Genomic DNA, 13,315 nt, shown 5'->3' with positions numbered 1-13,315 from the left:
AATATTGTTCGATTTTAAGAACACAAAAATAACGGCTCTGAATTTCAAATCCGCTACATCTCATTTAGATTGTTTTTAAATAAACTTGAAAGTTGGTCGGAATAGCGCCCCGTTACGCAATCCCTGATTATATTTATTGATTAAATAATACTATCTAAACTACCCTTTTACCATGTTTCAAATCAAAGAACAACCTGCCGTTTTTGATGTCTGCATAATAGGCTCAGGAGCGGGAGGTGGAATGGCAGCTTACCAACTTGCGAAAGAGGGTGCCAAAGTGGCTCTTTTGGAAGCTGGCGGATATTTTGATCCTGCTGATCCTAAGTACATTACTCAGCTAAAATGGCCTTACGAATCACCAAGACGTGGCGCTGGAAACCATCGTCCCTTCGGAGATTTCGACGCTGCATGGGGCGGATGGGAACTTGAAGGCGAACCATATACCCATAAAAACGGAACGCAATTCGACTGGTTCCGCTCACGTATGCTCGGCGGACGTACCAATCACTGGGGTAGGATTTCGCTGCGTTTCGGCCCAAAAGATTTCAAAAGAAAGAGCATCGACGGCCTGGGCGACGACTGGCCAATCGGATACGACGAAGTAAAACCTTACTACGATAAAGTCGATAAACTGATAGGTGTTTTCGGAACGGTTGAAAACATGGATAACGAGCCGGATGGTATCTTCCTTCCTCCTCCCAAGCCACGCTTGCACGAGCTTTTCCTGAAGCAAGCCGGAAAAAAGGCAAACATTCCAATTATCCCTTCCCGGTTATCCATCCTGACTAAGCCGATCAATGATCAGCGTGGGGTATGTTTTTATTGCAGCCAGTGCTCGCGGGGTTGCCAAGCTTACGCCGATTTTTCCTCTTCATCCGTACTTTGCATTCCTGCGATAAAAACCGGTAACGTTACCCTGATCAACAATGCCATGGCGCGTGAGGTCCTGACAGATCAGGCTACTGGTCTTGCGACTGGTGTATCTTACGTAAACCGTGTTACTTTAACCGAACATACGATTAAGGCAAAAGTGGTAGTGCTGGCAGCCAGCGCCGGAGAGTCTGCGAGATTGCTTTTGAACTCAAAATCTGATCGTCATCCGAATGGATTGGCCAATTCAAGTGGCGTAGTGGGAAGGTACCTGCATGATTCAACAGGCGCATCTCGCGGCGCATTTCTTCCTCATTTGATGGATCGCAAGCGTTATAACGAAGACGGTGTAGGAGGTATGCACGTATATACGCCTTGGTGGCTCGACAATAAAAAACTTGATTTTCCAAGAGGTTACCACATTGAATATGGTGGTGGTATGGGAATGCCAAGCTACGGTTTCGGCTCGGGAATTGAGAATCTGAATGGTAAGTATGCCACCAAAGATGGCGTAATGAAGCCCGCCGGCGGATATGGTTCTTCACTTAAAGAAGACTATCGCCGTTTCTACGGGGCGAATATCGGAATGGCAGGACGTGGTGAAGCCGTCCCCGACATCAATAATTATTGCGAAATCGATCCGAATGTGGTTGACAAATACGGTATCCCGGTACTTCGTTTCCACTACAAATGGTCGGATTACGAAATCAAGCAGGCCAAGCACATGCATGATACATTTGAAGAAATGATCCATGCATTGGGTGGTGTAGCAACCGGTGTTAAACCAGGTGCTGACACCAACTACGGCATTGCAGCTCCTGGTCGTATCATTCACGAAGTAGGAACGGTAAGAATGGGCGATGATCCTAAAACTTCTGCGCTCAACAAATATTCGCAGGCGCATGATGCCAAAAACGTATTTGTAGTGGATGGCGGTTCATTCGTGTCACAAGCCGATAAAAACCCAACCTGGACGATCCTGGCACTGTCGATGAGAGCATCGGAGTACATTGTGGGTCAGGTTAAATCAAAAAATATATAATCATTTGAACATTGTTTCAAGTCAAACAATATGAAACGTAGAGATACACTTAAAGCCTTGACGCTTAGCTCGCTGGGACTTACCGCGCTAAACCCGCAGGTAGCCATGGCCGAGCAGCGAGAAATGGATATGATGAATCCGCCTGAAACCCCGATTAAGATACCGGGTGGAAGGCAAAAGGAGGAAGCGATCCGGGATGCTAAATTAATGAAAGAGAAATTTTTTACAGTGGCGGAACTTGCTACCGTAAAAGTGCTGGTAGATATCATTATCCCTGCTGACGGCAAATCAGGTAGCGCCTCACAAGCAGGTGTTCCGGATTTTATAGAATTTATAGCCAAGGATATGCCCCAAAACCAGATTCCTTTACGCGGAGGACTCAAATGGTTGGACCTGGAATCAAACAAGCGGTTCAAGAAGAGTTTCGTCCTGAGTACCAAAGCGCAGCAACTGCAAATTGTTGATGACATTGCTTATCCTGAAAAAGCTAAGCCGGCATTAAGTCAGGGTGTTGCGTTTTTCAATCTGATGCGTAACCTGAGTGCCTCGGGCTTCTACACATCCAGGATCGGTATTGATGACCTGGGTTACGTAGGAAACACACCCAATGTATGGGAAGGTGTTCCGGCGGACGTGCTGAAACAGTATGGTTTGAGCTACGAATAGGGAAATATTTAGCGTTAACATTAAAAAAGAACCCGGCTTCCATCAATGAAGGCCGGGTTCTTTTTTAATGTTCTATTTCTATCAATACAACTTTTGTCTCTGCTCTTTAACGGTCTCGTCCTTCAAGAATTCGTCGTAGCTCATCAATTTGTCCAAAATACCTTTTGGTCCAATTTCAATGATACGGTTGGCGATCGTATGCACGAACTGGTGATCATGGGAATAGAACAAAAGACAGCCCTGAAAATCGATCAGGCCATTGTTCAAAGCCGTAATGGATTCCAGGTCAAGGTGGTTGGTCGGGTCATCCAAAACCAATGCATTAGCGCCCGACAACATGGTACGTGAAAGCATACAACGCACTTTTTCACCTCCTGAAAGCACTTTGGCCTTTTTCAGAGACTCTTCACCCGAGAAAAGCATCCGACCTAAAAATCCGCGGATGAAGCTTTCATCTTTCTCTTCCGAATACTGACGCAGCCAGTCGACCAGGTTCAGATCAACATCGAAGAAAGAGGTAGGATCTTTTGTAAAGTAGGATTTAGTAATCGTCACACCCCAGGTATAAGTACCTTTGTCCGCTTTCTGAATTTCATTAATAATATCAAAAAACGAACTGATCGCCATGACATTACGGCTGACAAAAGCGATTTTATCTCCTTTATTAATGTTGAAGCTCAGATTCTGAAAAAGCTTGGTACCATCCTCAGCCGTTTTGGACAATCCTTCTACTCGCAAAAGCTGATCACCCACTTCTCTTTCCGACTTGAAGGCAATGTACGGGTACTTACGTGACGAAGGCTTAATGTCATCGATCGTAAGCTTTTCCAACAGTTTCGAACGCGAGGTGGCCTGCTTGGATTTTGAAGCATTAGCACTAAACCTGCGAATAAATTCTTCCAGTTCTTTCTTTTTATCCTCTGATTTTCTGTTCGCATCCTGGCGCTGCTTCAAGGCCAATTGGCTTGATTCGTACCAGAATGAATAGTTACCTGAGAACATTTGCACTTTGCTGAAATCAATGTCTACCACATGTGTACAAACTTCGTCGAGGAAGTGGCGGTCGTGGGAAACAACGATGACCGTATTTTTAAAATCAGCCAGGAAGTTTTCCAGCCACAAAACCGTTTCCACGTCCAGGTTGTTGGTAGGCTCATCCAGCAAAAGCACATCCGGATTACCAAATAATGCCTGTGCAAGAAGTACCCGGACTTTATCATTGGCGTTGAGATCACTCATCAATGCGGAATGCAGTTCCTCGCCCAGTCCTAGTCCGCTCAATAATTGAGCTGCTTCGGTTTCTGCCTCCCAACCATTCAAATCAGCGAATTCCGCTTCCAGGTTCGCCGCTTTTTCTCCGTCAGCATCCGTAAAATCTTCCTTTTCATATATCGCCTCGCGCTCCTTCATGATTTTGTAAAGACGTTCATGTCCCAAAATCACAGTATCCATCACTGAATAACTATCAAATTCAAACTGGTCCTGTTTCAGGAAAGTCATCCTTTCGCCAGGATTCATGCTGACGTTGCCGGTTTGCGATTCAATTTCTCCTGAAAGAATTTTCAGGAATGTGGATTTACCTGCCCCATTCGCTCCAATAACGCCGTAACAATTCCCAGGGACAAACTTTATATTTACTTCGTCGAATAATATCCTTTTACCGTATCGTAATGATACGTTCTGAACCGTAATCATCTTAAAATATATTTTTATGAATGAAACCGCAAAACTACAAAAAACACGCCGATTTAGCATGTTTGATCAAACTAAAAGCAAACAAAACGGGCCGGTGATCGCCGGCCCGCTGGTATTTAAAAAATGATTTGATCAAGGAATCACACGTAATGTATGTGCGCCCTTGCCCACACTGATCTTAGCCCCCTGTTTTTTGAGCGTCGGAGCATCTCCTTTTGCTACACTCCAGAATTCAACCCCGCCATTTCCATTACCATATTCCAGGTACTCGTAAACCGCTACTGCCAGGTTGGATCCGTCTTTATCGAATGCTACACTTTGCGGAAAAATACCTTCAAAAGGATAATCAGCCACTTTGGTAGGAACACCAGTCGCAGCCAGTTTGTACAATGTCAATGAAGCACCTGTTCCGGCTCCTGCTTCTGTCCAAGGCGAACTGCTTTTTCCTGCATTGACCGTTACAAGCAATGTACCATCCGGACTGATCGCAAAAGCGCCAGTGTTGGTACCGGCCGGAACCTGCCCTGCCACTTTATGCTCAACAGCGCCATCCATTGAAAAGTCAACTACCAGAAGCTCACCGTCCGCTGCACCTTTCCCAAGGGCTGCTTTTGAATCCAGGACCAGGTAATGTTTACCGTCTGTCGAGAATCTTCCGAAACTAGGATCTGTACCTACTTTTATCGGCTTGCCCACCAGTTCTACGTTTTTAAGCTTACCAGCCTCTCTGATCACTTTGTATAACCCTACTTCATTGGAGTTATCCAATGTAAAAGCGATAAAGTCACCAGACGGGTGCCACGAAAGATCAACGATTTTATTGGCTGTATCAATTGCAGCAGGCAAATTCAGGAAACGCGCAGGCTTACCGTCCGGCCCGGCTTCAATGAACACAAGCTCCTTACCAGTATCGGTAGTAGAAAGGATCAATTCGTTTTTATTGACATCAATAGCTGTCGGCTTTCTTCCTACCGGAAAACCAAACTTCGCTTTTGGCGCAGCAAGATTCGTAATATCTACAACAAACAGCTTTTCTCCTGCCGGAAATTCTTTGGATGCATCTTTATACTCGGCAACCGCGTCTTCCGGTCTGATGCGGCTTTCCAAGACAAAGGCAAGCCCCCCGTTTGCAGGAACCGCAAGGGTCTTCGAGGATGCCAAGGCCGAATTGGACACCAATGCGGTACCTAACCCCTTACTTCCTCTCTCAATCGGAAACTTAATGGTAGTTAACTGATCTCTGCTTGTGATGTCTCTTAATAACTTACCATCAACCAATGCCGAGGCTGACATATCTGCGTCCGACACAACGACCAGGCCGCGGGCATTGAAGGTAATGGGCGATTGAGCAACAGACGGAAAACTTGCCAGAGCTGCCAAACCGGCAAACAATGCTACTTTTTTCATGAAAAAGAATTTAAGTTTTAGGTGGTTTGAAAATTATGATACACATATCAAAAGAAACCTTGTAAAGCCAAATGCCTTACAAGGTTTCTCCCATCAATTGGCAATATACAATAAAAAAATAAACCCCGACAACTAAGTTATCGGGGTTTATCTCCTGGTAGAAAAAAATCTTATGCTGCTATCGCAAGTGAATTGACCAATTTGGACAATTTTGATTTTTGATTAGAAGCCTTTTTCTTGTGGATGATATTTTTCTTTGCCAAACGATCCAACATTGAAGAAACAGTTTTGTAAACTTCAATAGCTACTGCTTTATCAGTCGTTTCACGCAATTTCTTTATGTACGAACGTGTAGTCTTGTGCTGGTAACGATTACGCAAACGTTTAGTTTCGTTAGCGCGAATTCTTTTTAATGCTGATTTATGATTTGCCATTATTTTGTACTTGATATTTTTCTATTTCTCATTTCGGTTTGCAAAAATAGAAATTGCTTCTTAAAATGCCAAATTTAGAGTAAAATATATTCTGAGAATCTTTCATTGACTATTTCGGCATGCGCTGAACATCCGAAGAAAGATACTCTTCGATGCGGATTTCCAGCTCATTATATGGAATGTTGCTATGTAGCTCTCCTTCCACTGCCAACGAAATTTTGCCCGTCTGCTCTGAAATCACAATGACAATCGCGTCAGTTGCCTCACTCATTCCCATTGCTGCCCGGTGGCGAAAACCGAGTGATGATGGCACATCCACGCCATCGGCTACCGGCAGTACGCATCTGGCGGCTTTCAAAACGCCGTCCACGATTACCACCGCGCCATCATGCAGTTCACTATATTGGTTAAACAGTGAGACTAGCAGTGGCTTGGACACACGGGCATCCAACAACTCTCCTGTCTCTACATATTTGCTGAGATCATCCCGCTTGTTAACCACAATAAGTGCTCCTGTAAAGTTGGCGGCAATGGTTTTGCTCGCGTCAATGATCTCCCTCAGGTTTTTCACCTTGAAATCCAGCACAGAATTGCCGAGCACTTTTTTCAGAAAACTATTATTGGTATAAACCGTCGACTTCCCAATGATGAGCAAAAAGCGGCGGATTTCCTGCTGAAAAATAACGATTAGAGCGACAGCTCCCACACCCATAAAATATTGCAAAATGGCCGTCAGAAGGCCCAGGCCTAACCCCTTAACCACAAGGTAAAAGACGTACACGAACAAATAACCCAGGAAAACCCTGCTGGCAATACTTCCCCGCACAAGTGTATATACCTGATAAAGAAGAACAGACACTAAAAAAACATCGAGGACATCGGCCCAGTTGATGTTCAAAAAACCCACACGCATATGAAAATCAATATTATTTCGCGACTAAATTACTATTTTAATTCATACAGTTGCCAGCCTCCATCCATAGTTTTACTACTTCCACTGCCGGCCCTACATCGTGCACCCGAAGAATGGATGCTCCCTGCTGCAAAGCCAGTGTATTGAGAATAGTGGTTCCGTTTAATGCCTCATCCGCTGAAATTCCTAGTGTCTTATAGATTGTCGTTTTTCTGGAAATTCCAGCCAGTACCGGGTAGCTCAATAGGCTGAATTCCGACAGGTGCTTCATCAATTCAAAATTTTGAGCAACGGTCTTGGCAAATCCAAATCCGGGATCGATGACTATGTCAGTTACTCCCCTGTTTCTAAGCCCAGTAACTTTTCCTTGCAAATCACTCATAATATCGGGTATCAGTTGATTGTACTTTGTCATTTGGTTCATGGTCTGCGGGTTTCCGCGCATGTGCATCAGAATATAGGGAACCTTCAACGCGGCAACAGTGTCGAACATAGCAAGATCCAGACTTCCGCCAGCGACATCATTAATGATATGCGCGCCCTTTAAAATCCCCCTTTCTGCAACCTGGGAACGAAAAGTATCAACAGAAATCACCAGATCAGGAAAATATTTATTCAACGACTCCACGGCTGATTCTATTCTGTCGCCCTCCTCTTCCTGATCAATTTCCCTGGCGCCCGGACGGGTTGAGTAGCCGCCGATGTCGATAATCCCCGCGCCTTCTGCAATCATTTGCCCCGCCTTGTCTACGACCTCATTTTGCGTGGTAACGCGGCTTTCAGAATAAAAAGAATCGGTCGTGATATTAAGTATTCCCATCACCACCGGTGTTGAAAGATCGAAAAGCCTGCCCCGAATGTTGAGTGTTTTTTTGCTAACTTGCGACATAAATGTTGTTAAATGCGGCCAATGGAATGAGTATGAGGTAATTTGTTCCGAACGCCACCGAAGCAGTAAACCAATTAAATAGTGAAATCCACAGAATCGGAATATCAGGAAATCATTCAGTATTGCCAAGATCTTTTTACAAAAAAAAATAAAGATTACGGAACGTCATGGCGCATTCTGCGAATTCCTTCCATTACAGATCAAATATTCATTAAAGCTCAGCGTATTCGTACCATTCAGGAAAAGGGCGTTCAAAAAGTTAATGAAGACATCTCCTCTGAATTTATCGGTATCATCAACTATTGCGTAATGGCCCTAATCCAGATCGCCTCTGGTGAAAGTAAGCAGCTCATCGATGATTCTGATCTAACGACACTTTATAACATTCAGGTGAACGAAGTAAAAGAGCTTTTGTTTAATAAGAACCACGATTACGGCGAAGCCTGGCGTGACATGCGCGTGAGCTCGATGACTGATATCATCCTGATGAAGCTGCTACGGATCAAACAAATCGAAGATAATCAGGGATACACATTGGTTTCAGAAGGCGTAAAAGCTGGTTATCAAGACATTATCAATTATTCGGTTTTCTGTTTAATTAAATCCAATTCATTACAGACTAATTAAATCATTACTGGCCGCAAGGCGAACCCGTTAACCCATCTGAAATGAAAATTCTTGCTCAGATTTCGCGTGTCATCGTTGGATTGTTATTCATTTTTTCCGGTCTCATCAAGCTCAATGATCCAATAGGGACGCAGTATAAGCTGGAAGAGTATTTTGAAGTCTTCGCGGCCGACCTTCCCGCTTTGCATGATTTTTTCATTTCCATTGTTCCCTTTGCACTCTACTTTTCAGTATTCCTTTGCACGGCCGAAGTAGTTCTGGGGATCGCGTTGCTGGTGGCTTACAAACCCAGAGCGGTGTCCTGGTTGCTGCTTACCATTATTCTTTTCTTTACGTTTCTTACATTCTATTCCGCCTATTTCGATAAAGTAACAGACTGCGGATGTTTCGGGGCAGCCATTAAGCTGACTCCCTGGACTTCATTTGGGAAAGATCTGTTCCTGCTGGCGCTGATCCTGATTATCGTATATTATCGTAGAAAATTCAAAGCATATCCGACCGGCATTATTGTAGTCATTTCTACCATTGCGTCGCTGGGCATCGCAGTTTACTCATTGAGGCATTTACCCATTATCGATCTGCTGCCTTACCGGGTCGGAGCAAGCATTCCCGCTCAGCTCAAACCCTCAGCACCTCTTCGATACTTATATATTTTCGAAAAAGACGGTGAAAAGTTTGAGTACGAAAAGTACCCGAGCGATACTACCCTTGTCTTCAAGGAAATGATCGTACTCAATGAGGATGCAAAGCCAAAGATCACCGACTATAAAGTCTGGAATGATGCAGGTGATTACACCGAGGAGACATTCAAAGGGAAAAAGCTGTTTCTGATCATCAAAAATCTGTCAGATATTAATACCGCGGCGTTGCCTGATATGAACAAACTGATCAATAATGTGCGAACAAAGGGCATTGAACCCGTTATTCTGACTTCTGGCAATAGTGCTGAAATTGAGAAGTTCCTTAGCGAACACCAATTGAACGCTCCATACTATTACGTGGATGCCACTGTTTTGAAGACGATTTCGAGATCTAACCCTGGACTTTGGCTATTAAAAGAGGGTACGGTTAAAGGTAAATGGCATTATAACGACACGCCCACAGCCGAGGAGGTGATCGCACTGGCCAAATAAAGACGGTATCTCAGCTCGCACCAAGCATTCAATGAAAAATATTATACTCGTCGGAATGATGTCTTCCGGCAAAACTACCCTTGGAAAAAAACTGGCGCGGACGCTGGGATACCGGTTCATTGACCTGGACAAGCTGATCGAAAAGGATCAGCAAATGGATATTTCGTCTATTTTTAGTCAAAAAGGAGAAACCTATTTTCGTGAAGTGGAGAGCCGGGTCTTAAAGGAAACTGCTACTCAAAAAGCAATCGTGCTGGCTTCGGGAGGTGGTACCCCCTGTTTTTACGACAATATGTCATTGATCAAAAAAATGGGCATCAGCATTTTTCTGAATGTTCCTGCGGCCGATTTAGCCCGACGGATCGAAAACCACGGAAAAGACGACCGGCCCATTCTTTCGGGGACAACTTCACTCCAAGATACTTTACAAAACAAAATCACCGAGCGCCTCCCCTACTACTCCCAGGCGGATATGACATTGACTGGCGAGATCGAAGTGAAGCATTTACTGGAAGTACTGGGGCCATTATTATAGCAAAACACCTGCGAATCGCAGGTGTTTTGCATTCAATCTATTGCACTCCTTCTCTCAGAAAAATATCCCAACGGTCAGCATTACATTCACCGGCTTGTTGGAAACCTCCACAGACGAATAGTCTTGTACATTGTTTAAAGTGTAAGGTGTAAATGCGGATTTATAGGTGGTCAATGTGCCGGTTAAATCTGCGAAAAATTTACTTGTTCTTACACCCACACCTGCCGAGAATGACAATTTACTCCGGTCGATACCATCATTGTTTAAATAGGGATCGGAGAGATAGGCTGCTCCTACGCGTCCCCGGAACGCCTTGGCACGAAACTCGCTACCCAACCTGAAATTGACTGCATTCTTATAGCTATCCTGGATCTCAGCCCTTGTATCGTTTTTAAAATTGGTGTTATCACTGCTGCTCAGATAACTGGTCTTGGTGCGCATGCCGCTATATCCTACAAATTCCACTGATCCCGTGATGAAACCCTTATCCTGTAAAAAAACAGTGGCGCCGACATTTCCTCTTACCGGACTTGTCAGAGAATATTCGAAGTCATTGGGCGCCAGAGGCAATGATGTGTAGGGCGGCGTAATCAACTTACCATCCGGGCCAGTTACCAGGTTGTCGACAAACTGTGCGCTCACGTTCTGGGAAAATGTTTCCTTAATGGCCGTGAATGTTGGGCTAATGATCACCCCGCCAAGCTGAAACATCGGATTGACTTTGTATATCACACCAACCGAAAGGTTGATACCGCTTCCCGATACAGTCAGGGCCTCTCCCTGCTCAATAGAGATCAGCTCAGGGCTGTCGATGTAGCTATCACGGAATGTCCGATCGTACTTATAACGGATCCTGTTGAAACCTACATTGGCACCGATATAAAATTTATCATTCAAATTTCCCGCATAAGCCAGCGTCCATTGTGTGTTGGCGCCGGTAGCACTGTAAGTCCCGGACTGATCCACTACGCTGCTTTTATCCAGCGCATTATACGGGGCACCCGCCGCAGTAGTGGGGTTGATCAGGTACATCTGATAGTAAGCAGCAGGTATCGAAAAAGCCACCGGTCCGCCATTGGAGGTACTACCTTCAAAATCTGTTTCCAATTGTGTGACGGGCGTTTTGGCCGCGTTCACATTCTCAACGACATTATCTAGGTACGCGCTCCTGTTGTTGCGACCGGAATAGTAGTAAATGTCCTGAAACGATTGCTGGCGAGAAAAGGAAATACCCAGCGATGACCGCTTCCATTTTCTCTGAAACCCGGGCTGACTAGCTATTACCAGCGATGCCTGCGCCAAGTTGAAATTGGCTTTGTTATCCGAATTTCTTGTTCCCAGATAATCCGTTTTCGTACCGATACCTGTTACTGCCGGGCTAATGGACAATTCTGACCGCGTATAAAAGCCTAATCCAGCAGGGTTGCCGTGTATAGCGCTCGGGTCACCTCCTAATGATGCGTGATTTCCTCCCAAAGACTGAAACCTGGCAGAACCTGTTTGGTTCATTTCGGAATATCGTAGTGCATCGGCTGCGTATTGGCCATAGGATGAAGAGGAAGCTAGTAGGGCGAAAGTGATTGATGCCCATAAATGTGGTTTTGTCATGGCATTTTTTACTGATATCCGGTAATCTTAATTTGACTATGAAGTAAACGAAAACCCTGCAAGAATATGACATCTTGCAGGGTTTTGTATATTAAATTCTATGCGTCATGCACGGGCCGTTACAATTATCTCGGTCCTCGTGATGAAGAACGGGTGGCACCGCCTCCGCCGCCCGAAGAGCCGCTGCTTGCAGGTGCACTGTAACTTCTTGATGGCGCGCTATATGTTGGTGCACTGTAAGTCCTTGTCGGCGCACTGTATGATTCAGTACTTCTGCTCGGCGCAGAATAAGACCCGCGTGACGGAGTACTGTAATCAGACTGGCTCCTTGACGGAGGACTGTATGATGGCGAGCTGTTAGTGTTGACGCTGTTCCCTCTTGACGAGCGTGGTGAAGTATAACTTCCTACATTACCACTTTCAGACGAATAACTGCTGGCTCCTGACGAGCGTGGACGAGAATAGTAAACGTTGTTTCCTTCTCCCGATGCACTCCTGGTACCGTAAGACTCGCCACTTGTTCTGCCACCCGCATCTGCTACACCGCCACGTCCGGAAGTTCTGGATGATCTTGGTGAAGCATAAGAATCGTTGGCTGAAACTGCATTGGCTGACCTTCTACCGCTACGTTCTCCTGAACCAGTCGCTGATCTTGGCGTATTTACTGAACCCGAATTGTAGCGATCATTACTTCTGGATCTGCTGCCACCTACATTGGATGCAACACGTGGTCCGTAAGTTCTTGAAAGGCCTCTTTCATAATTGTTGTTGACTACGATAACCGGACGGCTGTAAGCCCATGGGTTGTAACCATATCCTCCGCCATAAAAGCTGTCATAGTATCCACCATAGCCACCATATCCGTAGTTGTTATATCCAAAAGGACTGTAACCGAAGGAGTTATAACCGAATGGATCGTAACCATATCCCATCATGCTTCCGTAACCCCAGGGAGAATATCCCATCATCATGGAACCCATTCCAAAACCAAGATATGGACTCATTCTGAATGAATTGCCAAATCCGAACTGGAATCCTACATTCATTCTACTACCAGGCCAGTAAGATCCAAGGCCGCCGTAATAAGGTAATGTATTGGCTGTCGCTAAGTTATACCCGTCAGTAAAGCCGGCATTGTAACCTACATCATTTGAAACCGCCCGTTTTACACTGCGGGATGAAAGGTAGGATTCGTCGTAATAGTCGCTAGTGCCTGATTCGGCGTAATCTCCGGTGTAAGCGTAATCCGGATTGTTTGAGCGGGATACTTCTTGATCTGCACCTCGGTCACTTAACACAACTCCGGAATTAGGATTCCCGCCATAAAGGTCGTCATATCCTCCACCCGAACGTGATACATATTGATTTGTGGTACATCCCCAAGCTCCCAGCAACACTAGCAAAGGCAAATATTTTGCTTTATTGATCGTACTCATGGCTTTAAAGGATTAAAAGTTTGTTGCTAATATATATAAAATTCCGTTCCATACAAGTAA

The 13,315-nt window shown here is 45.0% G+C and carries 12 protein-coding genes; 5 read left to right on the top strand and 7 right to left on the bottom strand.

Going from position 1 to position 13,315, the window contains the following annotated elements; all coding sequences use genetic code 11:
- The first annotated feature begins 172 nt into the window (after positions 1–172).
- Positions 173–1,912 carry a GMC family oxidoreductase gene (locus tag ABIO93_RS30415; RefSeq protein WP_348073802.1) on the top strand — a complete coding sequence of 580 codons (1,740 nt, stop codon included), beginning with the start codon at positions 173–175 and terminating at the stop codon, positions 1,910–1,912.
- A 30-nt stretch (positions 1,913–1,942) separates the two neighbouring features.
- Positions 1,943–2,578, top strand: a complete 636-nt coding sequence (locus ABIO93_RS30410; RefSeq protein WP_348073801.1) for a gluconate 2-dehydrogenase subunit 3 family protein — start codon at positions 1,943–1,945, stop codon at positions 2,576–2,578.
- An 81-nt stretch (positions 2,579–2,659) separates the two neighbouring features.
- On the opposite strand, the gene ABIO93_RS30405 is transcribed toward ABIO93_RS30410, so the two are convergent.
- The 5 genes from ABIO93_RS30405 to folP all read right to left on the bottom strand — a co-directional run bounded on the left by ABIO93_RS30405 (position 2,660) and on the right by folP (position 7,916).
- Positions 2,660–4,273 (bottom strand): ATP-binding cassette domain-containing protein, encoded by a 1,614-nt coding sequence (locus ABIO93_RS30405; protein WP_348073800.1) that lies wholly within the window; start codon positions 4,271–4,273, stop codon positions 2,660–2,662.
- Positions 4,274–4,405: 132 nt separating this feature from the next.
- Entirely contained in the window at positions 4,406–5,680 is a 1,275-nt protein-coding gene (locus tag ABIO93_RS30400) for a WD40 repeat domain-containing protein (protein ID WP_348073799.1), read from the bottom strand.
- Between the two features lie 170 nt (positions 5,681–5,850).
- Positions 5,851–6,114, bottom strand: a complete 264-nt coding sequence (rpsT, locus tag ABIO93_RS30395; RefSeq protein WP_348073798.1) for a 30S ribosomal protein S20 — start codon at positions 6,112–6,114, stop codon at positions 5,851–5,853.
- A 109-nt stretch (positions 6,115–6,223) separates the two neighbouring features.
- Positions 6,224–7,027, bottom strand: a complete 804-nt coding sequence (cdaA, locus tag ABIO93_RS30390) for a diadenylate cyclase CdaA (protein WP_348073797.1) — start codon at positions 7,025–7,027, stop codon at positions 6,224–6,226.
- A 37-nt stretch (positions 7,028–7,064) separates the two neighbouring features.
- Positions 7,065–7,916, bottom strand: coding sequence for a dihydropteroate synthase (gene folP / locus ABIO93_RS30385; protein WP_348073796.1), 852 nt, complete (start codon positions 7,914–7,916; stop codon positions 7,065–7,067).
- Between the two features lie 81 nt (positions 7,917–7,997).
- Here folP and ABIO93_RS30380 point away from each other — a divergent pair, with 81 nt between their 5' ends.
- From ABIO93_RS30380 to ABIO93_RS30370, 3 genes are read left to right on the top strand one after another with little or no spacing between them, the layout of a single operon-like run.
- Positions 7,998–8,543, top strand: coding sequence for a DUF1599 domain-containing protein (locus ABIO93_RS30380; protein ID WP_348073795.1), 546 nt, complete (start codon positions 7,998–8,000; stop codon positions 8,541–8,543).
- 41 nt (positions 8,544–8,584) lie between these two features.
- Positions 8,585–9,676 carry a BT_3928 family protein gene (locus ABIO93_RS30375; RefSeq protein ID WP_348073794.1) on the top strand — a complete coding sequence of 364 codons (1,092 nt, stop codon included), beginning with the start codon at positions 8,585–8,587 and terminating at the stop codon, positions 9,674–9,676.
- Positions 9,677–9,707: 31 nt separating this feature from the next.
- Positions 9,708–10,211 (top strand): shikimate kinase, encoded by a 504-nt coding sequence (locus tag ABIO93_RS30370; protein ID WP_348073793.1) that lies wholly within the window; start codon positions 9,708–9,710, stop codon positions 10,209–10,211.
- Between the two features lie 54 nt (positions 10,212–10,265).
- On the opposite strand, the gene ABIO93_RS30365 is transcribed toward ABIO93_RS30370, so the two are convergent.
- Entirely contained in the window at positions 10,266–11,819 is a 1,554-nt protein-coding gene (locus ABIO93_RS30365) for a hypothetical protein (protein WP_348073792.1), read from the bottom strand.
- Positions 11,820–11,944: 125 nt separating this feature from the next.
- Positions 11,945–13,255, bottom strand: a complete 1,311-nt coding sequence (locus ABIO93_RS30360) for a hypothetical protein (RefSeq protein WP_348073791.1) — start codon at positions 13,253–13,255, stop codon at positions 11,945–11,947.
- Positions 13,256–13,315 lie beyond the last annotated feature (60 nt).

It is taken from the genome of Dyadobacter sp. (assembly GCF_039919315.1).
In the GTDB taxonomy this organism is placed as follows: Bacteria; Bacteroidota; Bacteroidia; order Cytophagales; family Spirosomataceae; genus Dyadobacter.
Note: the sequence above shows the minus strand (reverse complement) of the source record. Positions and strands in the feature narration are given on the sequence as shown.

Coding starts and splice junctions, on each gene's coding strand:
- ABIO93_RS30415 (WP_348073802.1), top strand. CDS start 173: ATGTTTCAAATCAAAGAACAACCTGCCGTTTTTGATGTCTGCATAATA.
- ABIO93_RS30410 (WP_348073801.1), top strand. CDS start 1,943: ATGAAACGTAGAGATACACTTAAAGCCTTGACGCTTAGCTCGCTGGGA.
- ABIO93_RS30405 (WP_348073800.1), bottom strand. CDS start 4,273: ATGATTACGGTTCAGAACGTATCATTACGATACGGTAAAAGGATATTA.
- ABIO93_RS30400 (WP_348073799.1), bottom strand. CDS start 5,680: ATGAAAAAAGTAGCATTGTTTGCCGGTTTGGCAGCTCTGGCAAGTTTT.
- rpsT (WP_348073798.1), bottom strand. CDS start 6,114: ATGGCAAATCATAAATCAGCATTAAAAAGAATTCGCGCTAACGAAACT.
- cdaA (WP_348073797.1), bottom strand. CDS start 7,027: ATGCGTGTGGGTTTTTTGAACATCAACTGGGCCGATGTCCTCGATGTT.
- folP (WP_348073796.1), bottom strand. CDS start 7,916: ATGTCGCAAGTTAGCAAAAAAACACTCAACATTCGGGGCAGGCTTTTC.
- ABIO93_RS30375 (WP_348073794.1), top strand. CDS start 8,585: ATGAAAATTCTTGCTCAGATTTCGCGTGTCATCGTTGGATTGTTATTC.
- ABIO93_RS30370 (WP_348073793.1), top strand. CDS start 9,708: ATGAAAAATATTATACTCGTCGGAATGATGTCTTCCGGCAAAACTACC.
- ABIO93_RS30365 (WP_348073792.1), bottom strand. CDS start 11,819: ATGACAAAACCACATTTATGGGCATCAATCACTTTCGCCCTACTAGCT.
- ABIO93_RS30360 (WP_348073791.1), bottom strand. CDS start 13,255: ATGAGTACGATCAATAAAGCAAAATATTTGCCTTTGCTAGTGTTGCTG.